20 protein-coding genes and 1 pseudogene are annotated in these 22,661 nt (G+C 67.7%); 5 read left to right on the top strand and 16 right to left on the bottom strand.

The window, feature by feature from the left end; all coding sequences use genetic code 11:
* Positions 1–208 precede the first annotated feature (208 nt).
* Positions 209–754, top strand: a complete 546-nt coding sequence (locus tag ACQP1O_RS23825) for a hypothetical protein (protein WP_433560695.1) — start codon at positions 209–211, stop codon at positions 752–754.
* Positions 755–803: 49 nt separating this feature from the next.
* On the opposite strand, the gene nuoN is transcribed toward ACQP1O_RS23825, so the two are convergent.
* The 15 genes and pseudogenes from nuoN to ACQP1O_RS23750 form a co-directional block, all read right to left on the bottom strand.
* A complete protein-coding gene (nuoN, locus tag ACQP1O_RS23820; RefSeq protein ID WP_433560694.1) occupies positions 804–2,417 on the bottom strand; it encodes an NADH-quinone oxidoreductase subunit NuoN in 1,614 nt (537 codons plus the stop codon).
* On the bottom strand, positions 2,414–4,063 hold the full coding sequence (locus ACQP1O_RS23815; RefSeq protein ID WP_433560693.1) for an NADH-quinone oxidoreductase subunit M: 1,650 nt from the start codon (positions 4,061–4,063) through the stop codon (positions 2,414–2,416). The genes nuoN and ACQP1O_RS23815 overlap by 4 nt, the downstream gene beginning before the upstream one ends.
* The gene (nuoL, locus tag ACQP1O_RS23810; protein WP_433567767.1) at positions 4,060–5,931 is read right to left on the bottom strand and encodes an NADH-quinone oxidoreductase subunit L; all 1,872 of its coding nucleotides are present in this window, start codon (positions 5,929–5,931) and stop codon (positions 4,060–4,062) included. The genes ACQP1O_RS23815 and nuoL overlap by 4 nt, the downstream gene beginning before the upstream one ends.
* 19 nt (positions 5,932–5,950) lie before the next feature.
* Positions 5,951–6,250 (bottom strand): NADH-quinone oxidoreductase subunit NuoK, encoded by a 300-nt coding sequence (gene nuoK / locus ACQP1O_RS23805; protein WP_357010729.1) that lies wholly within the window; start codon positions 6,248–6,250, stop codon positions 5,951–5,953.
* The gene (locus ACQP1O_RS23800; protein ID WP_433560692.1) at positions 6,247–7,137 is read right to left on the bottom strand and encodes an NADH-quinone oxidoreductase subunit J; all 891 of its coding nucleotides are present in this window, start codon (positions 7,135–7,137) and stop codon (positions 6,247–6,249) included. Before ACQP1O_RS23800 ends, nuoK begins: the two co-directional genes overlap by 4 nt.
* Positions 7,134–7,709, bottom strand: coding sequence for an NADH-quinone oxidoreductase subunit NuoI (nuoI, locus tag ACQP1O_RS23795; protein ID WP_433567766.1), 576 nt, complete (start codon positions 7,707–7,709; stop codon positions 7,134–7,136). The genes ACQP1O_RS23800 and nuoI overlap by 4 nt, the downstream gene beginning before the upstream one ends.
* Positions 7,692–8,894 (bottom strand): annotated as a pseudogene (nuoH, locus tag ACQP1O_RS23790) (NADH-quinone oxidoreductase subunit NuoH); the annotation flags it as partial. The gene nuoI and the pseudogene nuoH, both read right to left, overlap by 18 nt.
* A gap of 7 nt (positions 8,895–8,901) precedes the next feature.
* Positions 8,902–11,373, bottom strand: coding sequence for an NADH-quinone oxidoreductase subunit G (locus ACQP1O_RS23785; protein WP_433560691.1), 2,472 nt, complete (start codon positions 11,371–11,373; stop codon positions 8,902–8,904).
* Complete coding sequence (gene nuoF, locus ACQP1O_RS23780) at positions 11,370–12,689, bottom strand: NADH-quinone oxidoreductase subunit NuoF (protein ID WP_433560690.1); 1,320 nt, start codon at positions 12,687–12,689, stop codon at positions 11,370–11,372. Before nuoF ends, ACQP1O_RS23785 begins: the two co-directional genes overlap by 4 nt.
* On the bottom strand, positions 12,686–13,381 hold the full coding sequence (nuoE, locus tag ACQP1O_RS23775; RefSeq protein ID WP_433560689.1) for an NADH-quinone oxidoreductase subunit NuoE: 696 nt from the start codon (positions 13,379–13,381) through the stop codon (positions 12,686–12,688). Before nuoE ends, nuoF begins: the two co-directional genes overlap by 4 nt.
* Entirely contained in the window at positions 13,378–14,709 is a 1,332-nt protein-coding gene (gene nuoD / locus ACQP1O_RS23770; RefSeq protein WP_433560688.1) for an NADH dehydrogenase (quinone) subunit D, read from the bottom strand. Before nuoD ends, nuoE begins: the two co-directional genes overlap by 4 nt.
* Positions 14,709–15,458: an NADH-quinone oxidoreductase subunit C gene (locus ACQP1O_RS23765; RefSeq protein WP_433560687.1), complete on the bottom strand. Its 750-nt coding sequence runs from the start codon at positions 15,456–15,458 to the stop codon at positions 14,709–14,711. The genes nuoD and ACQP1O_RS23765 overlap by 1 nt, the downstream gene beginning before the upstream one ends.
* Positions 15,455–16,009 carry a NuoB/complex I 20 kDa subunit family protein gene (locus ACQP1O_RS23760; protein WP_326311010.1) on the bottom strand — a complete coding sequence of 185 codons (555 nt, stop codon included), beginning with the start codon at positions 16,007–16,009 and terminating at the stop codon, positions 15,455–15,457. The genes ACQP1O_RS23765 and ACQP1O_RS23760 overlap by 4 nt, the downstream gene beginning before the upstream one ends.
* A gap of 74 nt (positions 16,010–16,083) precedes the next feature.
* Entirely contained in the window at positions 16,084–16,464 is a 381-nt protein-coding gene (locus tag ACQP1O_RS23755; RefSeq protein WP_033090134.1) for an NADH-quinone oxidoreductase subunit A, read from the bottom strand.
* Positions 16,465–16,792: 328 nt separating this feature from the next.
* On the bottom strand, positions 16,793–17,212 hold the full coding sequence (locus ACQP1O_RS23750) for an Rv3143 family two-component system response regulator (protein ID WP_433560686.1): 420 nt from the start codon (positions 17,210–17,212) through the stop codon (positions 16,793–16,795).
* A gap of 208 nt (positions 17,213–17,420) precedes the next feature.
* On the opposite strand from ACQP1O_RS23750, the gene ACQP1O_RS23745 reads away from it, so the two are divergent.
* From ACQP1O_RS23745 to ACQP1O_RS23735, 3 genes are all read left to right on the top strand, one after another.
* Positions 17,421–18,617, top strand: coding sequence for an FHA domain-containing protein (locus ACQP1O_RS23745; protein WP_433560685.1), 1,197 nt, complete (start codon positions 17,421–17,423; stop codon positions 18,615–18,617).
* A gap of 208 nt (positions 18,618–18,825) precedes the next feature.
* A complete protein-coding gene (locus tag ACQP1O_RS23740) occupies positions 18,826–19,257 on the top strand; it encodes a CBS domain-containing protein (protein ID WP_433560684.1) in 432 nt (143 codons plus the stop codon).
* Between the two features lie 81 nt (positions 19,258–19,338).
* Positions 19,339–20,169 (top strand): dienelactone hydrolase family protein, encoded by an 831-nt coding sequence (locus tag ACQP1O_RS23735; RefSeq protein ID WP_433560683.1) that lies wholly within the window; start codon positions 19,339–19,341, stop codon positions 20,167–20,169.
* 205 nt (positions 20,170–20,374) lie between these two features.
* On the opposite strand, the gene ACQP1O_RS23730 is transcribed toward ACQP1O_RS23735, so the two are convergent.
* Positions 20,375–20,869 carry a hypothetical protein gene (locus tag ACQP1O_RS23730; protein ID WP_433560682.1) on the bottom strand — a complete coding sequence of 165 codons (495 nt, stop codon included), beginning with the start codon at positions 20,867–20,869 and terminating at the stop codon, positions 20,375–20,377.
* A 507-nt stretch (positions 20,870–21,376) separates the two neighbouring features.
* Here ACQP1O_RS23730 and ACQP1O_RS23725 point away from each other — a divergent pair.
* Positions 21,377–22,657 (top strand): ATP-binding protein, encoded by a 1,281-nt coding sequence (locus tag ACQP1O_RS23725; RefSeq protein ID WP_433560681.1) that lies wholly within the window; start codon positions 21,377–21,379, stop codon positions 22,655–22,657.
* Positions 22,658–22,661: the final 4 nt, after the last annotated feature.

Raw genomic sequence — 22,661 nt, 5'->3', positions numbered from 1 at the left:
GTCCGTTACGGTGATCTTCCCATTTGAGCCGCGTTCGATGGCAAGGATTCGGGAATGAGCTCGAACAGCGCTGTTGGTTTGCTGTGCGGCGGTCGGGTGTCGGGTACGAGGACCGGGCGCAGTTGTCTGGGGTTGTGTTGTCGGCGGTAGGGCTGCTGGGGAGCTCGGTGGGTCTGGTGGCAGCCCGAATTCGGAAGGGGGTAGGGAAATGGCGATCATCGATGATGTTGTCGTACAACAGTTTTCATTCTCCGCTGAATCGCTGATGGACGATTATGGTGCCTGGCTGGCTGGGCAGTCCACTGCGCTGGAGTTGTTCTTCGCGCAGGACGCGCCATGTGTGGGCGCGCTCGACGATCCCTGGACATTGCAGGGGCTGCAGGCGGCGGTGCGGGTGGCACGGGCACGGATCGTGGATCGTCGTGGCATCCTCGCCCCCGAGAATCGCGCCCTGATCGACCGGTTCGGACGGTTCGTCGGGGAAGTGTTCGTGCGTCGGTTCGACGGATCGTGGACCAACGTGCTCGACAACGCACCGCCCGGCGTGCAGGTGTGGCCGATGGTCCGCTGCAGCTGTTACCTCGCCTGCATCGCACCACACAGCGCTGTCGAGATAGCCATCGCACAAGGCCGCCCCCAGGGACCCGCCGCAACACCCGACGGCATCCTCACCGATCTGTACCAGGGGGTGCGGGACAAATACCTGACCTGGATCGCCACCGACCCGACGTCGCAGTACCGGGCGACAGCATGAATCGGGCCCGCCGTGAGGATCGCGGCGGGCCCGATCGATCGTCCGAGGTTCAGCGAGTGAAGGTCGAGGCGTTCTTGGCCAGGTCGAGCAAGGGTTGGGGGAAGATGCCGAGGACCAGGGTGGCCGCGGCGGTGAGGGCGACGACGGTGCTGGTCAGGGTGGGGTAGACGACGGTGGGCGGGGTGGCCGGCGGGTCGGTGAAGAACATCAGGACGATCACGCGGATGTAGAAGAAGGCCGCGATGGCGCTGGAGATGACACCGACGATGACCAGGGTGGCGGCATCGCCGCCGGTGGCCGCGGCGAACACGCCGAACTTGGCGATGAAGCCGCTGGTGAGCGGGATACCGGCGAAGGACAGCAGGAACAGGGAGAAGATGGTCGCCAGCCAGGGGGAGCGGCGGCCCATGCCGGCCCAGGCGGGCAACGCCGTTGCCTCGTCACCGTTTTCGTCGCGGACCAGGCTGACCACCGCGAAGCCGCCGAGGGTGCCGAGGCCGTAAACGGCGAGGTAGAACAGCACGGACGAGACACCAGCGGTGGTCGCGGCCACCAGGGCGGTCAGGATGAAGCCGGCATGTGCCACCGAGGAATACGCGAGCATGCGCTTCATGTCGGTCTGGGTGATGGCGAGGATCGCGCCGACGACCATGGTGGCGATGGCGACCGCTGCGAGCACCGGCCGCCAGTCGTTGCGCAGGTCGGGGACCGCCACGTACAGCACGCGCAGCAACGCACCGACTGCGGCGATCTTGGTGGCGGCCGCCATGAATGCGGTGATCGAGGTCGGCGCGCCCTGGTAGACGTCGGGTACCCAGGACTGGAACGGGACCGCGCCGATCTTGAACAGCAGGCCCACCGCCAGCATGGCGATGCCGAGAATGGCCAGGGTGTGCGAGTTTCCGGCATCGCGGGTGACGGCTTCCGCAATGCCAGCCAGGCGGATGGTGCCGGCGTAGCCGTACAGCAGCGCCATGCCGTAGAGGAAGAAGGCAGACGAGAACGCGCCCAGCAGGAAGTATTTCAGCGCGGCCTCCTGCGACAGCAGCCGGCGACGGCGTGCCAGCCCGCAGAGCAGATACAGCGGCAGCGAGAGCACTTCCAGCGCCACGAACATGGTGAGCAGGTCGTTCGAGGCCGGGAACAGCATGAGGCCCGCGAGCGCGAACAGGGTGAGGGGGAAGACCTCGGTGGTGGCCACTCCGGCTTTGGTGGCGGCGATTTCGTCGACGCTGCCGGGTGTGGCGGCCGCCTGCGGGGTGAAGGCGTCCACCCCGCCGCGCGAGGCGGTCAGGCTCCAGGTGCCGGGCCCTTCCCGCCGCACCGGCATGCGGTCGGCATGGCGTTCGGCGATGAACAGCAGTCCGAGGATGCCGACGACGAGGATGGTGCCCTGCAGGAACAGGGAGACCCCGTCGATGGCAACCGCGCCCACGACAGCCGTCTCGCGGACATCGCGCAGTCCGATCACCGCGCCGAGCGCGACGGCCAGGCCGCCCAGTCCGAGCACCAGCTGGATCCCGTATCGGGATCGCCTGGGCGCGAAGGCTTCCGCCAGGACGCCCGCGACGGCGACGCCGAACACGATCAGCATCGGGGACAGGTCTCGGTATTCGATGCTCGGTGCCGGGACTGTCGCGGCGAGCAGCAGACCTCCACTCATTTGTGGGCACCTCCCGTGGTCGTCTGGGCGGCTTCCGGCTGCACGGCCGGCGCCGGGTTGTGCTGTCCGATGGTGGTGAGGGTGCGGGCGACGGCCGGATCGATCCGGTCCAGCGCCGGTTTCGGGTACGCACCCAGGAACAGCAGGGCGAGGATGAGCGGGACCACGACCACCAGTTCGCGGGGGAGCAGGTCGTAGAGCCGCTCGTTGCCCTCCTTCACCGGGCCGGTCATCATCCGCTGGTACATCCACAGCACGTACAGCGCCGCCAGCACCAGCGCGGAGGCCGCGAGGACGGCCGCCACCGGGTATCGGGTGAATGTGCCGATCAGGACCAGGAATTCGCTGATGAACGGTGCGAGACCGGGCAGCGAGAGAGTGGCCAGGCCGGAGATGAGGAAGGTGCCGGCCAGGATGGGCGCGACCTTCTGGACACCGCCGAACGCGGCGATGAGCCGGGTTCCCCGGCGCGACACCAGGAATCCGGCGATCAGGAACAGCGCCGCGGTGGAGATGCCGTGGTTGACCATGTACAGCGTCGCACCGGTACCGCCCTGGGTGGTGAGCGCGAAGATGCCGAGGATGATGAACCCGAAGTGCGAGATCGAGGTGTAGGCGATCAGTCGCATGACGTCGGTCTGGCCGATGGCCAGCAGCGCGCCGTAGATGATCCCGATCACCGCGAGCACACTGATCAGCGGCGCGTATGCCGATGTGGCGGAAGGGAACAGCAGCAGGCAGTAGCGCAGCATGCCGAAGGTGCCGACCTTGTCGACCACCGCCATCATGAGCACCGCGCTGGCCGGGGTGGCCGATACCGCGGCGTCGGGCAGCCAGGTGTGCAGCGGCCACAGCGGGGCCTTTACCGCGAAGGCGAACATGAAGCCCAGGAACAGCGCGTTCAGCACCGCGGGCGTCGCACCGAGGTGCCCGGAGTTGGCCGCCTCCATGACCGTCCGGAAGTCGAAGGTGCCGCCGCCGTTGCTGCCGAGCTTGCTGCGTGCGGTGATGACGTACAGCCCGATGACCGCCGCCAGCATGATGAGCCCGCCGAACAGGTTGTACAGCAGGAACTTCACCGCGGCCCGCGACCGCTGCTGCCGCACCGCCGCATCCCCGGTCCGCGGCCCGAAGCCGCCGATGAGGAAGTACATCGGGATGAGCATGACCTCGAAGAACACGTAGAACAGCAGAATGTCCAACGCGGTGAACGAGATCAGCACCATGGATTCGACGACGAGGGTGAGCGCCACGTAGTAGTGCGCGACCCGCGGGCCACTGCCGACCTCACGCTCGTCCTGCCATCCGGCGAGCAGCAGCAGCGGCACCAGCCCGGTGGTCAACAGGACCAGGACCAGCGCGATGCCGTCCATGCCGAGGGTGTAGCCCGCCCCGAAGGCCGGGATCCACGGCTGCTTCTCGACGAACTGGTATTGCGCGCCACCGGTTTCGAACCGGGTGGCCAGCCAGATGCCGATGCCGAGGGTGCCCAGCGAGATCAGCAGCGCGAAGACCCGCACCCCGGTGCGCCGGCCCGCCGGAAACAGCAGCGCGAGTGCGGCTCCGGCGAGAGGCACCGCCCACAGCGTGGTGAGCCAGGGGAACTCCCGCCCGGCGCCCAACGATGAACTAGCAAGGTCGTTCACAGGAACCTCACCGCCAGCAGGGCGGCGACCACCAGGGCCGCGCCGGTGAACATGGACAGGGCGTAGGAGCGCACGAAACCGGTTTGCACGCGCCGGATCCGGGCAGACAGGCCGCCGATGACGGCGGCCGTGGTGTTGACCAGGCCGTCGATGCCGCGGTTGTCGACGAATACCAGCGACCGGGTCAGGTGCTGGCCGGGGCGCATGAACGCCGCCTCGTTGGCGGCGTCGCCGTAGAGATCGCGGCGGGCGGCTTCGACGAGCGGGCCTGCGGCAGGGGCGGTTTCGGGGATCTCGCCGTGTGCGTACTGGTCGTAGGCCACCCAGATGCCGGCCGCCACCACCGCCAGAGCGAAGAAGGTGATCGCCCAGGACGGGATGAACGGTTCGGCGTGCTGCTCACCGACGACCGGGGCCAGCCACTTGGTGAGCGAGGAACCGTAGGCGAAGAGCATGCCGGAGAACACCGAGCCGAAGGCCAGCAGGATCATCGGCCCGGTCATGGAGGCGGGGGCCTCGTGCGGGTGCACGCCGGCACGCCAGCGGCGTTCGCCGAAGAACGTGAGGATCATGACCCGGGTCATGTAGAAGGCGGTGATGCCCGCGCCGCACAGTGCGGCCAAGCCGGTGATGATGCCGCCGAATCCGCTGTGCGCGAACGCCGCCTCGATGATCCGGTCCTTGGACCAGAACCCCGCGAACGGCGGAACACCCAGGATGGCAAGGTATCCCAGCCCGAAGGTGACATAGGTGACGGGCAGCAGTTTGCGCAGTCCGCCGTAGCGGCGCATATCGGTCTCATCGTCCATGGCATGCATGACCGAGCCCGCGCCGAGGAACAGTCCAGCCTTGAAGAAGCCGTGCGTGAGCAGGTGCATGATGGCCGCCGCGTAGCCGATCGGGCCGAGCCCGGCGGCGAGGACCATGTAGCCGATCTGGCTCATGGTCGAGGCCGCGAGGGCCTTCTTGATGTCGTCCTTGGCGCAACCGATGATGGCGCCGAAGAGCAAAGTGATTGCGCCGACCGCCATCACGGCGGCCTGCGCGCCGGGAGCCAGATCGAAGATCGGGTTCGAGCGGGCGATCAGGTAGACACCGGCGGTGACCATGGTGGCCGCGTGGATGAGCGCCGACACGGGTGTCGGGCCCTCCATCGCGTCCCCGAGCCAGGACTGCAGCGGCACCTGTGCGGATTTGCCGCAGGCCCCGAGGAGCAGCAGCAGCCCGATGGCCGTGAGGGTTCCGGTGCCGGCCTGGCCGGCGGCCCCGAACACGGTCCCGAAGTCGATGCTCCCGAAGGTCGCGAACATGACCATGAGCGCGATGGCCAGTCCCATGTCGCCGACCCGGTTGACCACGAACGCCTTCTTGGCCGCCGTTGCGGCGGAGGGCTTCTCGTACCAGAACCCGATCAGCAGGTAGGACGCCAGGCCGACGCCTTCCCAGCCCAGGTACAGCACCAGGTAGTTGTCGGCGAGGACCAGCACCAGCATGGCGGCCAGGAACAGGTTGAGGTAGGCGAAGAAGCGCCGCCGTCCCGGATCGTGGGCCATGTAGCCGACCGAGTAGATGTGGATCAGCGAGCCCACGCCGGTGATCAGCAGTGCGAAGCACATCGACAGCTGATCCAGTTGCAGGGCGAAGTCCACCTTCAGCCCGGTCACCGGCAGCCACTCGAACAGGCTGTAGTGCACGGCCCGTTGCGCATTCGACCGATCCAGCATGTCGCTGAACGCCCGGACCGCCACCGCGAACGAGGCCAGCGCCACGAGGGTGCCCAGGAGGTGACCCCACGTGTCGCTGATCCTGCCGAGCAGCAGCAGGATCACGGCGCCGGCGAGCGGGAGCGCCGGCAGCAGCCACAGCATCATCTGTGCGGTATCCATGTCAGTACCGCAGCAGGTTCGCGTCGTCGACCGAGGTCGAGCGGCGGGCACGGAAGATGCTCATGATGATGGCCAGGCCGACCACGACCTCGGCGGCGGCGACCACCATGGTGAAGAAGGCGAACACCTGGCCGTCGAGGTTGCCGTGGGTGCGGGCGAAGGTGACGAAGGCCAGGTTCACCGCATTGAGCATGAGCTCGATGCACATGAACACCACGATGGCGTTGCGCCGCACCAGGACTCCGGCCGCGCCGATGGTGAAGAGCAGGGCCGAGAGATACAGATAGTTGTCCGGATTCACCGCAAGCCTTCCTCGTGGGAGTCGTTGCCGTTCGTGCCGCCGTTCGCATCGGTGCCGTTGTGGCCGTTGCCGTTGTGGCCGTTGCCGTCGGGGTGACTGTCACTGCCGTTGCCGACGGTGAGCACGACGGCTTCGGTGTGGGCCCGATTGCGCCGGTGCCGCAGGATGGTGCTGACCGACAGCTCCTCGAAGGAGCCGTCCGGCAGTCGCGCGGGGGCGTCGACGGCATTGTGGCGGGCGTACACACCGGGCGTCGGCAGCGGCGTGACCCGGGTGCCCTGGCGGAAGCGTTCCTTCGACAGCGTGCGCTGATCGGTGGGCGGCCCGAACTTCTCGCGGTGCGCGAGCACCATGGCGCCGATGGTGGCGGTGATGAGCAGCGAGCCGGTCAACTCGAACGCCCACACGTAGCGCACGAAGATGAGTTCGGCCAGCGCCCCGATGCTGTAGTTGCCGCCCAGCCCGGGTCCGGTCTCGGCGACGCTCTTGCCGGACATCCCGTGCGCGATGCCGCCGATGAGCAGCATGCCGAAGCCGATGCCCACCACGATGACCGCGAGCCGCTGCCCGCGCAGCGTCTCCCGCAGTGACTCGGCCGAATCCACGCCGACGAGCATGAGCACGAACAGGAACAGCATCATGACCGCGCCGGTGTAGACGACGATCTGCACGATGCCCAGGAACAGTGCGCTCTGGGCGATGTAGAACGCGGACAGCGTGATCATGGTGGCGGCCAGGCACAGTGCCGAGTGCACGGCCTTGCGTGCGCACACCATGCCGAGCGCGCCCAGCACCGCGACCACGGCGAGGATCCAGAACTGGACCGCCTCACCGGTGGAGGTGTGGGTGACGATCTGCTGGGCCGGTTGGGACAGGTGATCGATCATTGCTGCGCCCCTTCCGCTCCGGTGAGTTCGCTTGCGGCGCCGGGGACTTCACCGCGGTAGTAGGAGCCCTCGTCCGCGCCGGGGTACATGGCGTGCGGCGGGGCGATCATGCCCGGCTGCATCGGTGCGAGGAGGTCCTGCTTCTCGTAGATGAGGTCGGCCCGATTGTCGTCGGCGAGCTCGTACTCGTTGGTCATGGTCAGCGCCCGGGTCGGGCACGCCTCGATGCACAGGCCGCAGCCGATGCAGCGCAGGTAGTTGATCTGGTAGACGCGGCCGTAACGCTCACCGGGGGAGAAGCGTGCGTCGTCGGTGTTGTCCGCGCCCTCGACGTAGATGGCGTCGGCGGGGCAGGCCCACGCGCAGAGCTCGCAGCCGATGCACTTCTCCAGACCGTCCGGGTGCCGGTTGAGCTGGTGCCGGCCGTGATAACGCGGCGCGGTCGGGGTCTTGACCTCGGGATACAGCTCGGTGTTCGGCTTCTTGAACATGGTCGAGGCGGTGACCAGGAAGCCGCCGAGCGGTTCCAGCAGACCCGCCTTCTCGGTGGCCGCCGGAGGTTCGGCGGGCATCGGCGGCACCGGGAAGTCCGAATAGGCCCGAGTGGAGTCCAGATCCGGCGAAGCCTTGGTGCGGTCGCCGCCCGCGTGCCCGGCCCGGATGACCAGCGCGAGCAGCACGACCGCGACCACGATCCCGCCGATCACCATGCCGGCGGTCTGGATGTGGGTCCCGTTGTTCTGCAGCACCTTCAGGGTGGCGACGTACATGACCCAGGCCAGCGACACCGGGATGAGCAGCTTCCAGCCCAGGTTCATGAACTGGTCGTAGCGCAGCCGCGGCAGGGTGCCGCGCAGCCAGATGAACACGAACAGGAACGTCCACACCTTGGCGGTGAACCACAGCATGGGCCACCAGCCCGAGTTCGCGCCCGCCCACAGGCTGATCGGGAACGGCGCGTGCCAGCCGCCGAAGAACAGCGTGGTGGCCAGCGCGGAAACCGTTGCCATGTTGATGTACTCGGCCATCATGAACATGGCGAACTTGAGCGAGGAGTACTCGGTGTGGAAGCCGCCGACCAGCTCGCCCTCGGCCTCGGGGAGGTCGAAGGGCGCCCGGTTGGTCTCGCCGACCATCGACACCGCGTAGATCAGGAACGACGGCAGCAGCAGGAAGACGTACCAGGTTCCGTTCTGCGCCTCGACGATTCCCGAGGTGGCCATGGTGCCCGAGAGCAGGAACACCGCCGCGAAGCACAGGGCCATGGCGATCTCGTAGGAGATGACCTGCGCGGTGGAGCGCAGGCCGCCCAGCAGCGGGTAGGTGGAGCCCGACGCCCAGCCCGCCAGCACGATGCCGTACACGCCGACCGAGGCCATGGCCAGGATGTAGAGCACGCCCACCGGCATGTCGGTCAGCTGCAGCGCCGTGCGGTGCCCGAACATGCTGACCTGCGGCCCGAACGGGATCACCGCGAATGCCATCACGGCCGGGATGAGCGAAATCACCGGCGCGAGAACGAAGATGGGCTTGTCGACGATGACCGGGACGATGTCCTCCTTGAGGAGCATCTTGACGCCGTCGGCGATGGACTGCAGGCTGCCGCGCGGGCCGACCCGGTTGGGACCGACGCGCATCTGCATGAAGGCCACGATCTTGCGTTCGGCGTACACCGCGAGCATCGGTATCAGCAGCAGGAAGATGAAGATGCCGATCGATTTGACCAGCACCAGCCACCAGGGGTCGTGGCCGAACATGGACAGGTCACTCACGGTGGTCCTCCCGTCGGATGCGCACGAGGTGGCCGGGTGTGGTGCCGAGCTGCACCAGCACGTCGGAGCCGGGGGAATTCATGGGCAGCCACACCACGCGGTCGGGCATCTCGGTGATGACCAGGGGCAGGGTGATGTGGCCGTGATCGTTGCCGACCGTCACCGGATCGCCGGTGGTGGCGCCGATCTCGGCGGCCGTGTGCGCCGAGAGCCGCACCACCGGGGTGCGGGCGGTGCCGGCCAGGTTGGGTTCGCCGTCCTGGAGGCGGCCGCGGTCGACGAGCATGCGCCACGAGGCGAGCACCGCGGTGCCCGCGTGCGGCTGGGCGATGGGGTGCGGGCGGTGCACCGGGGTCGCGGCGGGCGGGCCGTCCCAGGTGCCCAGATCCGCCAATTCGGCTCGGGCACTGGCTACGTCGGGCAGGCCGAGCCGGATCCCCATGTCCGCGGCGATGGCGTCGAGCACCCGGTATTCGGGCATCGGCGCGGCCTCGCGGCGCACAGTGGCGTCGCGCAGCGCGGCGTCGAACTGGCGGTGGCGGCCCTCCCAGGTGAGGAAGGTGCCGGTCTTCTCCATGGCCGAGGCGACGGGGAAGACGACGTCGGCGCGGTCGCTGATATCGCTGCGGCGCAGTTCCATCGACACCACGAAGCTCGCGGCGTCGATGGCCGACAGGGCCGCATGCGGGTCGGGCAGGTCGCCGACCTCCACCCCCGCGATGAGCAGCGCGCCCAGTGTCGGGGCGGCGGCCAGGATAGCGCTGGTGTCACGGCCCGGAGCCGCAGGCAGATCGTTGACATTCCACGCGTCCCGGACCTGATGGCGTGCAGCGGAATCCGCGACGGGGCGCCCGCCCGGCAGGAGCAGCGGAAGCGCACCGGCCTCCAGCGCGCCGCGCTCACCGGCACGGCGGGGGATCCAGGCCAGGGTGGCGCCGGTCTCGTCGGCCAGGCGGGCGGCCGCGGACAGGCCACCCGGAATGCCGCCGAGACGTTCTCCGACGAGGATGAGCGCCCCGGGGTCGCGCAGCAGGTCTGCGATCTCGCGCAGGCGGGAGTATCCGGCGGTGGCGGCATCGGTCTCCCCGGTGCGGACCGCCTCCAGCACATGCGGTTCCGAGCCGGGCGCGGTGACCAGCAGGGTGCCGGACATGCGCTGCAGACCGCGGGTCATGTAGGGAGCCAGCGAGTAGATCGGGGTGCCGTTCTTGCGGGCCGCCTTGCGCAGCCGCAGGTACACCATCGGCGATTCCTCTTCGGCCTCGAAGCCGGCGAGCAGCACGAACGGGGCGCGTTCGAGCGCCGCGTAGTCGACCGTGATGCCCTGTCCCGCAATGCGAGCCGCCAGGAAGTCGGCCTCCTCGCCGGAGTGCTCGCGGGCGCGGAAGTCGATGTCGTTGGTGTTCAACGCGATTCGCGCGAACTTGGAGTACGCGTAGGCGTCCTCGAGCGTGACGCGGCCGCCGATGAGCACACCGGCGTTCCCGCGCGCCGACGCCAGTCCGCGCGCAGCGGCAGTGATCGCCTCGGACCAGGAGGCGGGCTGCAGCGTCCCGTCCTTCCAGCTGCGCACCATGGGCGTGGTGAGCCGGTCCGGTTCGGTGGCGTACGCGAACGCGAAACGGCCCTTGTCGCAGTTCCATTCCTCGTTGACCTGCGGGTCGTCACCGGCGAGGCGGCGCATGACCTTGCCGCGGCGATGGTCGGTGCGCTGGGCGCAACCCGAGGCGCAGTGCTCGCACACCGCCGGGCTGGACACCAGGTCGAAGGGCCGGGCGCGGAAGCGGTAGGTGGAGCCGGTGAGCGCGCCGACCGGGCAGATCTGCACGGTGTTGCCGGAGAAGTAGGAGTCCAACGGCTCCCCGGCGGCGATGCCGACCTGTTGCAGCGCACCGCGATCCATCAGTTCGATGAACGGGTCACCGGCCACCTGCTGGGAGAAGCGGGTGCAGCGCGCGCACAGCACGCAGCGTTCCCGGTCCAGCAGGATGGCCGCCGACAGCGGAATCGGCTTGGGGTAGGTGCGCTTCACGCCGTCGAAGCGGGATTCGGCGCGGCCGGTGGACATGGCCTGGTTCTGCAGCGGGCATTCGCCGCCCTTGTCGCAGACCGGGCAGTCGAGGGGGTGGTTGATGAGCAGCAGCTCCATCACTCCCTCCTGCGCCTTGGCGGCGGCGGGGGAGGTCAGCTGGGTGTGGATCACCATGCCCTCGGCCACCGTCTGGGTGCAGGAGGCGACGGGCTTGCGCTGTCCCTCGATCTCGACCAGGCACTGCCGGCAGGCACCGACGGGATCGAGTAGTGGATGGTCGCAGAACCGCGGGATCTGGGTGCCGATGAGTTCGGCTGCCCGGATCACCAGGGTGCCGGCGGGCACGGAAACCGTAGTGTCGTCGATGGTTACGGTCACCATGTCGGTGGGGGTCACCCCGCCGCCGGTCGTGGAGCTCACTGTCGAGGTCATCGCGCTCCTTCAGCCCAGACGGTGGACCGGGCCGGGTCGAACGGGCAGGCGCCGAGGCGGATGTGCCCGGCGTACTCGTCGCGGAAGTACTTCAGGGAGGAGAAGATCGGGCTGGCCGCGCCGTCGCCGAGGGCGCAGAAGGACTTGCCGTTGATGTTGTCGGCGATGTCGGCGAGCTTGTCCAGATCGGTCTCGTGGCCCCGGCCGTTCTCCAGTCGCTGCAACAGCTGGACCAGCCAGTAGGTGCCCTCGCGGCAGGGGGTGCACTTACCGCAGGATTCGTGGGCGTAGAACTCGGTCCACCGCAGCACCGCGCGCACGACGCAGGTGGTGTCGTCGAAGATCTGGAGGGCCTTGGTGCCGAGCATGGAGCCCGCGGCCGAGACGCCCTCGTAGTCGAGGGCGACATCGAGGTGCTCGCCGGTGAAGATCGGGGTGGACGAACCCCCCGGCGTCCAGAACTTGAGGGTGTGGCCGGCGCGGATGCCACCCGCGTAGGTCAGCAACTCCCGCAACGTGATTCCGAGGGGCGCTTCGTACTGCCCCGGTCGCGTCACGTGACCGGAGAGTGAGTAGATCGTGAAGCCCGGCGACTTCTCGGTGCCGAACGACCGGAACCAGTCGACGCCATTGGCGATGATGGACGGCACGGACGCAATGGATTCCACATTGTTGACCACGGTCGGGCAGGCGTAGAGACCCGCCACGGCCGGGAACGGGGGACGCAGGCGCGGCTGGCCGCGGCGGCCCTCGAGCGAATCCAGCAGGGCGGTCTCCTCACCGCAGATGTAGGCGCCCGCACCGGCATGCACCACGATCTCGAGATCGAAGCCGGAGCCCTGGATATTCCGGCCGAGATAGCCTGCGGCATAGGCCTGCTGGACTGCCGCCTGCAGCCGGCGCAACACCGTCACCACCTCGCCGCGCACATAGATGAAGGCGTGCGAGGCGCGAATGGCGTAGGCGGCGATGATGACGCCCTCGACGAGGGCGTGCGGGCTCGCCAGCATGAGCGGAATGTCCTTGCAGGTACCGGGTTCCGACTCATCGGCATTGACGACGAGGTAGTGCGGCTTGGTGGTGCCGTCGGGTCCGGGGCCCTGTGGGATGAAGCCCCACTTCATGCCCGTGGGGAAGCCCGCGCCGCCGCGGCCGCGCAGGCCGGAGTCCTTCACCGTGGCGATGACCTCGTCCGGGTTCATGCGCAGCGCCTTCGGCAGTGCGCGGTACCCGCCCTGGCCGCGGTAGGCCGCCAGGGTCCAGCCCTCCGGGTCCGCCCAGTGCCTGGAGAGGACGGGAGTCAGAGCGGTCGTCACTGCGCGCCTCCGTCGGTCGACTTCTGTTCCGCCACATGCAGGCCCGCGAGGGTGGCGGGTCCGGCGGCGCCGTCGGTGGCCCCGGGCCGCTGGTCCTCGTATCCGGCGAGAATGCGGGCCGTCTCGCGGAAGGTGCACAGCGGGATGCCGCTCCGCGATCCGGTCAGCGGTTCCCCGCGCCGCAGCGAATCCACCAGTCCCTTGGCCGATTCCGGGGTCTGGTTGTCGAAGAACTCCCAGTTGACCATGACGACGGGCGCGTAATCGCAGGCCGCATTGCACTCGATGTGCTCGAGGGTCACCGCGCCGTCGGCGGTGGTCTCCCCGTGCGCGATTCCCAGGTGCTGCTTCAGCTCCGCGAGGATCTGATCGCCGCCCATGACCGCACACAGCGTGTTCGTGCAGACACCGACGTGATAGTCACCCGTGGGCGTGCGCCTGTACATGGAGTAGAACGTGGCCACCGCGGTGACCTCGGCATCGGTCAATCCCAGCTGCTCGGCACAGAATTCGATCCCGGTCCCGGAGACGTACCCCTCCACCGATTGCACCAGATGCAAAAGGGGAAGCAGTGCAGAACGCGGGTGGGGGTACCGGTCGATGATCTCGCGGGCCTCGAGTTGCAGACCCTCGCGTACGGTCTCCGGGTAGGGAATCGGCCGCGTGGTCAGGTTGAGCAGGATCTCGGTCATCGGTCGACACCGCCCATCACGGGGTCGAGGGAGGCGACGGACGCGATCACGTCGGCCACCAGGCCGCCCTCGCACATCGCCGCCACCGCTTGCAGATTCGTGAAGGAGGGGTCGCGATAGTGCACCCGGTAGGGCCGGGTGCCGCCGTCGCTGACCATGTGCACGCCCAGCTCGCCGCGCGGCGACTCGACCGCCACGTACACCTGGCCCGGCGGGACACGCAGGCCCTCGGTCACCAGCTTGAAGTGGTGGATGAGCGACTCCATGGAGGTGCCCATGATCTTGCCGATGTACTGCGGCGAATTGCCGAGGCCGTCCGGCCCGAGCTGCAGATCGGCAGGCCACGCAATCTTCTTGTCCTCCACCATGACCGGTCCCGGCCGCAGCTTGTCGAGGCACTGCTCGACGATCTTGACCGACTCCTTCATCTCGTTGACGCGGATGAGGTAGCGGCCGTAACAGTCGCAGCCGGTGTCGACCTGGACGTCGAACTCGTAGTTCTCGTACCCGCAGTAGGGCTGGGACTTGCGCAGATCGTGCGGCAGGCCGGTGGCACGCAGCACGGGACCCGTGATACCCAGCGCCATGCACCCGGTGAGGTCCAGGTAGCCGACATTGCGGGTGCGGGCCTTCCAGATGGGGTTCTGGTTGAGCAGAAGCTCCATGTCCCGCAGGCGCTTCGGTAGCAGGTCCAGCAGTTCGCGCACCTTCTGCACGCCGTCGTCGGGCAGATCCTGGGCGATACCGCCGGGCCGGATGAAGGCGTGGTTCATGCGCAGACCGGTGATGGTCTCGAACACGTCCAGGATCAGCTCGCGTTCCCGGAAGCCGAACAGCATGGGGGTGAGCGCACCCAGCTCCATGCCGCCGGTCGCCAGCGCGACCAGATGCGAGGAGATGCGGTTGAGCTCCATGAGCATCACCCGGATGACATTGGCGCGCTCGGGGATCTCGTCGCTGATGTCGAGCAGCTTCTCGACAGCCAGGCAGTACGCCGTCTCGTTGAAGAACGGCGACAGGTAGTCCATGCGGGTCACGAAGGTGGTGCCCTGCACCCAGCTGCGGTACTCGAGGTTCTTCTCGATGCCGGTGTGCAGGTAGCCGATGCCGCAGCGGGCCTCGGTGACGGTCTCACCCTCGATTTCGAGAATGAGCCGCAGCACCCCGTGCGTGGAGGGGTGCTGCGGGCCCATGTTCACGACGATGCGTTCCTCGGCGACCCCGTTGAGGGCAGCGGAGATCTCGTCCCAGTCGTTTCCCACCACGGTGACCGTGTGTTCAGGTCGTTCCTCGGTGTTGCGACGGGACTTGGTATCGATGTCGTTCATCAGCTGTACGTCCTCCGCTCGTCGGGCGGCGGGATGCGCGCGCCCTTGTATTCGACCGGGATTCCGCCGAGCGGATAGTCCTTGCGCTGCGGATGGCCACGCCAGTCGTCGGGCATGGCGATGCGGGTCAGCGAGGGGTGACCGTCGAACAGGATGCCGAAGAAGTCGTAGGTCTCGCGCTCGTGCCAGTCCACGGTCGGATAGACCGAGTACAGCGAGGGCAGGTGCGGATCATTGTCCGGCACAGAGACTTCCAGCCGCACCCGGCGGTTGTGGGTGATGGAGTTGAGGTGATACAGCGCGTGCAACTCGCGCCCGTTGTCCTCGGGGTAGTGCGCGCCGCTGACACCCAGGCACAACTCGAAGCGCAGGGATTCGGTGTCGCGCAGCGCCCTCGCCACCGGCACCAGGTGCTCGCGCCGGATGTGCAGGGTCAGCTCGCCACGGAAGACGACAATCTTCTCCACGGCCTCGTCGAAGGTCTTCGCCAGCGCCAGGCGCAGATTCGCGATGATCTCGTCGAACACGGGACCGTAGGGCGCGGGCGTGCCGCCGGGCATGGAGACCGTGCGGACCAGCCGGCCGTAGCCGGAGGTGTCGCCGGTGCCGGAGACACCGAACATGCCCTTGCGGACACCGATCACCTCGTCGGCGGGCTCGGCGGCTTCGGTTGTCTCCGGGGTGTTCTCAGTGGGTTCCACCGCCGCCTCCGGGGGGCTCTCCGTGCCGGTAGGTGCATCAAAGGTCATCGCAGCAGCCCCTTCAACTGAATGGTCGGGGTGCTGGCGAGCGCGGCGCGCTCGGCTTCGCGCACGGCTTCCTCGCGATTGACGCCGAGCGGCATCTCCTGAATCTTCTCGTGCAGCTTCAGGATCGCGTTCAACAGCATCTCCGGCCGCGGCGGGCAGCCGGGCAGGTAGATGTCGACCGGCACGATGTGGTCGACGCCCTGCACGATGGCGTAGTTGTTGAACATGCCGCCCGAGGATGCGCAGACACCCATGGCCAGCACCCATTTCGGTTCGGTCATCTGGTCATAGACCTGGCGCAGCACCGGGGCCATCTTCTGGCTCACCCGGCCCGCGACGATCATCAGATCGGCCTGGCGCGGCGAGGCGCGGAACGCCTCCATGCCGAAGCGGGCGATATCGAATCGCCCACCGCCGGTGGCCATCATCTCGATCGCGCAGCACGCCAGCCCGAACGTCGCCGGCCAGAGCGAACTCTTGCGCAGATAGCCGGCCAAATCTTCCACCGTGCTCAGCAGGAACCCGCTGGGCAGCTTCTCCTCGAGACCCATGTCGGACTACATCTCCCGGATCGGGACACCCCGTCTCGCACGGGGTGTGTCATTGGAAATCCCCTGTGCGCCAATCAATCCCAGCTGAGGCCGCCGCGCCGCCACTCGTAGGCGTAGGCGACCGAGACGTTGAAGATGAACAACGCCATGGCGGCCAGTCCGAACACTCCGAGCGCGTCGAAGTGCACAGCCCACGGGTAGAGGAACACGATCTCGATGTCGAAGATGATGAACAGCATGGCGGTGAGGTAGTACTTCACCGGAAAGCGCTGGCCCGCAGCATTTCCCGGCCCGCCCGCGACAGCGTGGGGGGTGGGTTCGATACCGCATTCATAGGCTTCGAGCTTTGCCCGGTTGTAGCGTTTGGGGCCGATCAGGGCCGCCAGGAAAATGGAGAACACCCCGAACGCGGCGGCCACCGCGCCGAGAACCAGGGTCGGTACCTCGATATTCACAACAGCACTACCCCTCCTGCGAGCTGGACGACGCAATACGGACGGCAGCTGCCGAGGCGCGGGCTGACATCGTCGTCCGCCGGCCAGTCTCGTTCCCCGGGCACCGCTCAGCGACGGCACGGACGTTCGGGGAGTGAGGCGGCGGCTTCATTGATTCCGATGCCCGCGCTCGTGTGAGCTACGGCACAGCCTACAACTCGGACGAGAAGATACATCACGATTCGCAATCGCGTTTGATCGAATTCGGAACGGTCTTTTATGACTGATCGGACGCAATCGAGAATGTCACGTGACATGGGTTTGCCCTGATCACGAGGGCGAACGAAGATCAGGCCGCGAAGCTATTACCGAGCACACCCAGGACAGCGTCGGTGAGCCGGATCGGGTCGATGGGGTGGGGCACTGCGGCCTCGGCCCGCGACCAGTTGGCCAGCCAGGCGTCGTCCGGACGGCCGGTCAGCACGACGATCGGCGGGCAGTCCGCGATCTCGTCCTTGAGCTGCTTGGCCAGGCCGAGACCGCCCTCCGGGGCCGACTCGCCATCGAGGATCAGCAGATCCAGATTGCCGGCGTCCATGCGCTCGAGGACGACCGGCCCGGTCGCCACCTCGAGGTATTCGATGGGCGGCAGATCCGGGTGCGGCCGTCTGCCCAGCGCCAGCATCACCTGGCTCCGGGTATCGGCGTCATTGCTGTAGACGAGGACCCGCACCGCGGCGGGACGTTTCGCATCGGCCACGTTCCGCATGCTACGTCGCGGGTGGGGGAGTGCGGGGCAGCTTCGCCCGAAGTCGCGCGCGCGTCGCGGAATCGCCTGTCGCGCACTACGTCGATGGCTGATTGTTCGTAATGCGCGACCGGTACGATCCAGCGAATGAGGGGAGATATCACGCAGCACCTCATCGAAACCGACGTGTGGACCGACGGGTTGGTGGGGCAGGCGGGGGCCGGGTGAGATGGGCACGCGGGTCGAGGTGGTGCCGGGCAGCCACCTGGTGGCCGGTGTGGACGGCGTGGTCGTGGTTGTCGCGCACCGGGATTCGCGGCCGCTGACCGCCGAGTCCGACGCCGTGGCGGTGCTGGACAAGCTGCTGGATCTGGTCGCCGAGGCGTCGTCGCGGGAGACCCGGCGGACCGGGCGGACCTTCGCCCGGCTGGCCAGCACCTGGCTGATGGCTCGCGACGACGAGGAGAAGGTCGAATTCGGGGTGCTCACGCCGGGCGCCCGCGGGCTGGCCGTATTCCTGCACGGGCAGGTCACCGCGATCCTGGAGGATGACCAGCGCCGCGAGGTACTGCACGGGCGCGACGCGGGATTCAGCGTCGACCGGGTGGTCAGCCCCGCGCCCGCGCGGGCCGCGGCGGTGTTCGTGGACGACGGTGAGCCGCGGGCGACGTTGCCGCCGCGGGGCGTTTTCGCACTGCGCGATGGGCGGGTGCCCGGGTCCGGGGCGGTGATGTGGCGGGAGGACACACTCGATACTCCGGTCGGTGGTGTGTCGGCGGGGGTGCGCAATTCCGGGGCGCGCACGAATCCTGATCGCCGCGTGCGGCAATCGAGACGCAACGGGCAACCGGCGAACGAGCCCGCAAGGTCGGGGGTCGCCGCGACCGGCAGTGCCGGCAAGAATGCCTCTCATGCCACTCGGCTCGGGGTCGTCGTGCACGGATACGACTGCGCGCGTGGGCATCTCAACGATCCGCGCGTGTCCCTGTGTGCGGTATGCGGCATTCGGATGGAGCCGATGACCTGCGTGCTCACCGAGGGCATCCGGCCACCGCTGGGTGCGCTGGTGCTCGATGACGGGACCTCGTATGCGCTCGACAGCGATCTGGTGATCGGGCGGGAGCCGGAACGATCCGACCAGGTGCGGCGCGGTGCGCAGGCGGTTCGGATCCCCGACAGCTCAGGTGGCATGTCGCGGGTGCACGCCGAGATCCGGCTCGTGGGATGGGACGTGCTGGTGATGGACCGCGGCTCGGCCAACGGCACCCACATTCGCCCGCCGGGCCGTCCGGATTGGGTGCCCGCGGCGCCCGGACAGCCGACAGTGCTGGAACCGGGCAGCCAGCTACTTCTCGGCGGCCGAGTATTCACCTTCAATTCCTCGATCAGTCCGGGCCCATCATCCCCGTATCGCCTGAGAACATAGTCAGGTCCGGCAGTGTTTCGACACGGCGACCACGGCGAACCGTGCCATCTGGCAAATATTTAGACAACTTCGTTGCGGGACGATGGCACGCGGGTCTCGATATCCGCGCATCCGGTTAGGCATCGAATCGCAATCTTTGCTGGTCACACCCAGTTATCAGCGGCATCCTGGTAACCACGGATAGTCCCGAGCGTTGGGCGGTGGACACATGCGAATCTCCGAAATACTGCGCCGGAAGGGCAGCGGCGTGGTCACGATTGCACCTGATGCATCAGTGCGTGAACTGCTCAGAGTCCTGGCGACCCACAATGTGGGCGCGGTGATCGTCTCGCGAGACGGTGCCGCCATGTCGGGCATCGTCTCCGAACGAGACATCGTGCGCCGACTCCATGACCAAGGCGCCGCACTCCTCGACGCCTCCGTCTCCTCGATCATGACCGCCGCCGTGCACACCTGCTCGCCGGACGACCGCGTGGAAACCCTCAACGCCACCATGACCGAGCACCGGATCCGCCACCTCCCGGTCCTCCGCGAAGGCCGGATGATCGGCATCGTCAGCATCGGCGACGTCGTCAAAAGCCAGATCTCCGAACTCGAAACCGAGCGCGAAGCCCTGGTCAAGTACCTGCAGCACGGCTGACGAATAAACACACTCGTTTCACCCGACTGCCTGCCCGATACGATCGAATCGATTCGTCGTATCGAGGAAGGCTCTGCGCCCGTGCAGTCCGAAAACCCAACGCCTGACGACACTCTGGGCGATTTCACCAAGCGCACCATTGCATTGGAGGGCGCGCACAAGACCGTCTATGTGGCGGGCAGCGGGCCGGCGGTGATTGTCATGCCGGAGATGCCCGGCATCAGCCCCGACGTGCTGCGCTTCGCACGGTGGGTCCGCGACGCGGGCTTCACCGTCTACGTGCCCTCACTGTTCGGTGTGGACGGCGCGTATCCGACGGTCGAACTGGGCGACCCGATCGCACGGAAGACCTGCGTCAGCAAGGAGTTCCGCGCCTTCGCCGGCGGCGGCACCAGTCCCGTCGCCGTCTGGCTGCGCGCCCTGGCCCGTCTGGCCCACGCCGAATCCGGCGGCCCCGGCGTCGGCGCGGTGGGCATGTGCTTCACCGGAAACTTCGCGCTCACCATGACTCTCGAACCCGCGGTCATCGCCCCCGTCATCAACCACCCGTCGCTCCCGCTCGACGACCCGGCGGGCCTCGAGCTGTCCCCGGAGGACGCCACCGCCATCGCCGCCCGCTTCGAACGCGACGATCTCCGCGCCCTCGCCTACCGCTTCGACAACGACAAATGGTGCACCGGCCAGCGTTTCGCCGCCTACACCCAGCTCCTCGGCGACCGCTTCGACGGCCGAGTCCTCTCCGGCGCCCACGCCAACCCCAACCCCCCACCGTTCTTCCAGCACATCGTCCAAACCCCCCACAGCGTCGTCACCGCCCACCTCGTCGACGAACAAGGCCACCCCACCCTCCAGGCCCGAGACGAAATCCTCGCCTACCTCAGCACCCGCCTCCACCCCGAACCTGCCGCGTAGCCTCCCGCGGCTGCTGACGTATCCGACCCCCCGCCGCCCGACCTCGACGGGGGTTCCGGACTGGTGACGATGGACCAGCCACTTCTCGATGCTGCGCCCCGAGGGCAGCGCCATCGCCTATCAGGTCTCGGACGCCTTCACGGACTGATTTGCCTGGGGCCCAGTCGCTTTCGTGCCAAACCAATGGAAGGCGGCGGCTCGGCCCTCACCAGCGGTTCTTGAGCCTTCCCTTCGGCGTCTTCATTGTCTGTTCGGCTTTCCGCGCAAACTCGCCGTCCGATTCGCGGCGGTGCCTCCGCAGCGCAACGTCCACCGGTTCGGTGCCGACGACGCGGAGGTGTACTCCCGGTAGCCCTTTGTGCGCGCCGTGCTTGGACATACGGGTCACCACCGTGTCCCCGACGCGCAGGGGTTTGTTGAAGTTCGTCGGGACATACGCCAGGACCTGCATCGGGGCGGCGCCGGGTCTGTCGTAGGGCGTGAGGGAAACAACCCGAGGCAACGGCGACTTGTTCGGGCGGTCGGTGGACGCAGGTTCCCGGGTAGGACCGACGTCGGTCACCACGAACGTCCTGTCCGGCCACTTCTTCCGTCGTGTCGCTGCGAATCCGACCGCGGACGAACCATGCAAGTGACCAGAAACTGCGAGCTTGACGTCACTTTCACCTTCACCGCGAAGCTTCTGGCCGGCCTTACTCATTGCTCTCACCTTCCCGCGAGTCGTCTGCGGGTAACGGCGTGCCCGCAGCTGTGCTGAACCCAGTTGAGCAGGGGACGTATCCGCTGCTCAGCATGCCATCACGCTCGGCAGACCGCGGCCGAACGCCGGCAATCCGCCATATGCCGGGCACCCCACCTGATCGTGCTGACCGATCCGTTCCGGCAGGCATCGCGGTGAAATCCTCGACGGCATCGCCGGTGGCAGTGGACTGCGGCGGACGGGGAGGCGTTCATCCACTGTTTGCGGAGTCGGGCGCGGCCGATCGGTGTCCACAGCGCGCTGCTACGAGGTGGAGATCAGCCTGTTCCTGGAGCTTCTGCATGATGCTCGCTACGGCCGGGTGTGCAAGTGTGCCGAGAGTCCTGCACGCTCGCCATGGTGACCAGCAGGGCCAGGAGCCGCATGAGCTGGGCTCGCTGTTCGCGCGTGGCGGTGCTGTTGGCGCAGCGGGGAGAATGGTGGTCCGCGATCGGGTGAGGTGGTGTCATGGCTCTGTGGCGATTGCGTGACTTCCGAGAGGGCGATCTTGACCAAGCGCTTCGAATATGGGATCAGAACCGGCAGATCGACGATGCGACGCCGGTGTTCTCCCTCTCCGAGGCGATGGCGGCGGCCCGGGGCGGCCAGGGCGGCGTCGTGGCTGTGGTCGGTGAGGAGCTCGTCGGCATCGCGGTAGCGCAGGTCCATGGGGAGCGCGCCTGGGTGCTCCTGGTGGCCCTGGCAGGACAGTGGCGCGAGCGCGGGATCGGCAGCGCGTTGCTCGCCGAGCTCGAGCGACGACTGCGTGCGCAAGGAGTGCGCCGCATCAGCGCGCTGCTGCCCACACACAGCACCGGAACCAAGGCCCTGGAGAATTCCGGTTACCTCGCTCGTGGCGACCTCACCTACTACGAACGGCCCGAGCCGTCCGGAGTGGCCGATGCGGACCTGCTCGCGCTGCTGGGGGGACGGATGCTGCCGGTGGGACTGTGGAACCAGATGGCCGGCATGGAGCTGGAGAAGCGGATCGTCGAACAGCGGATCGTGCTGCCGCTGGCGGAACCTGCCTTGTCCGAGCGATACAACGTCGCCCCGCCGAAGGCGTTCATCCTGTTCGGTCCCCCCGGGACCGGCAAAACGAGCTTCGCCAAGGCGGTGGCTTCCCGACTGAAATGGCCTTTCGTGGAGTTGTTTCCCTCCCGGCTCGCCGCAGCGACCAGCGAGGGGCTGGCCGCGGCCCTGCGGGAGGCGTTCGCGGACCTCGCCGAGCTGGAGGCGGTGCTGCTGTTCATCGACGAGGTCGAGGAGATCGCTGGTGTGCGTTCCGGGCAAGCAGTCGATCCCGGGCACGGGGTCACCAATGAGCTGCTCAAGCTGATCCCCGGCTTCCGTGAGCACGATGACAGGCTGCTGGCCTGCGCCACCAACTCGGTCCGCTCCCTCGACCCGGCTTTCATGCGACCTGGCCGCTTCGACTACATCATCCCGATCGGCCCGCCGAACTCGGCCGCGCGCGCGGCAATCTGGTCCCGCTATCTCGGTTCCGCCGCCGAATCGGTGGATGTGGCCGCGCTGGTCGCGGCGAGTGAGCTCTTCACCCCTGCCGACATCGAGTTCGCCGCCCGCAAGGGCTCGCAAGCGGCCTTCGAGCGCGAGGTCAGCCGGCGACTGGGCAAACCGGCCAGCACCGACGACTACCTGGACGCCATCGCCAACACGCGACCGACGCTCACCACGCAGGCCATCGAGGAGTTCACCGAGGACATCGAGACCTACAGCCGCCTCTGACCGG

Source organism: Nocardia sp. CA-151230 (assembly GCF_050942175.1).
Classification (GTDB): domain Bacteria; phylum Actinomycetota; class Actinomycetes; order Mycobacteriales; family Mycobacteriaceae; genus Nocardia.
Note: the sequence above shows the minus strand (reverse complement) of the source record. Positions and strands in the feature narration are given on the sequence as shown.

What these genes read in the sequence shown, in the direction of transcription:
- ACQP1O_RS23725 (WP_433560681.1), top strand. Translation starts at nt 21,377, where the DNA reads ATGGCTCTGTGGCGATTGCGTGACTTCCGAGAGGGCGATCTTGACCAA.
- ACQP1O_RS23785 (WP_433560691.1), bottom strand. Translation starts at nt 11,373, where the DNA reads ATGACCTCGACAGTGAGCTCCACGACCGGCGGCGGGGTGACCCCCACC.
- nuoI (WP_433567766.1), bottom strand. Translation starts at nt 7,709, where the DNA reads ATGCCCGCCGAACCTCCGGCGGCCACCGAGAAGGCGGGTCTGCTGGAA.
- ACQP1O_RS23825 (WP_433560695.1), top strand. Translation starts at nt 209, where the DNA reads ATGGCGATCATCGATGATGTTGTCGTACAACAGTTTTCATTCTCCGCT.
- nuoD (WP_433560688.1), bottom strand. Translation starts at nt 14,709, where the DNA reads ATGAACGACATCGATACCAAGTCCCGTCGCAACACCGAGGAACGACCT.
- ACQP1O_RS23750 (WP_433560686.1), bottom strand. Translation starts at nt 17,212, where the DNA reads ATGCGGAACGTGGCCGATGCGAAACGTCCCGCCGCGGTGCGGGTCCTC.
- ACQP1O_RS23745 (WP_433560685.1), top strand. Translation starts at nt 17,421, where the DNA reads ATGGGCACGCGGGTCGAGGTGGTGCCGGGCAGCCACCTGGTGGCCGGT.
- ACQP1O_RS23765 (WP_433560687.1), bottom strand. Translation starts at nt 15,458, where the DNA reads ATGACCTTTGATGCACCTACCGGCACGGAGAGCCCCCCGGAGGCGGCG.
- ACQP1O_RS23730 (WP_433560682.1), bottom strand. Translation starts at nt 20,869, where the DNA reads ATGAGTAAGGCCGGCCAGAAGCTTCGCGGTGAAGGTGAAAGTGACGTC.
- nuoE (WP_433560689.1), bottom strand. Translation starts at nt 13,381, where the DNA reads ATGACCGAGATCCTGCTCAACCTGACCACGCGGCCGATTCCCTACCCG.
- nuoL (WP_433567767.1), bottom strand. Translation starts at nt 5,931, where the DNA reads ATGCTGTGGCTGCTGCCGGCGCTCCCGCTCGCCGGCGCCGTGATCCTG.
- ACQP1O_RS23740 (WP_433560684.1), top strand. Translation starts at nt 18,826, where the DNA reads ATGCGAATCTCCGAAATACTGCGCCGGAAGGGCAGCGGCGTGGTCACG.
- ACQP1O_RS23800 (WP_433560692.1), bottom strand. Translation starts at nt 7,137, where the DNA reads ATGATCGATCACCTGTCCCAACCGGCCCAGCAGATCGTCACCCACACC.
- ACQP1O_RS23760 (WP_326311010.1), bottom strand. Translation starts at nt 16,009, where the DNA reads ATGGGTCTCGAGGAGAAGCTGCCCAGCGGGTTCCTGCTGAGCACGGTG.
- nuoN (WP_433560694.1), bottom strand. Translation starts at nt 2,417, where the DNA reads ATGAGTGGAGGTCTGCTGCTCGCCGCGACAGTCCCGGCACCGAGCATC.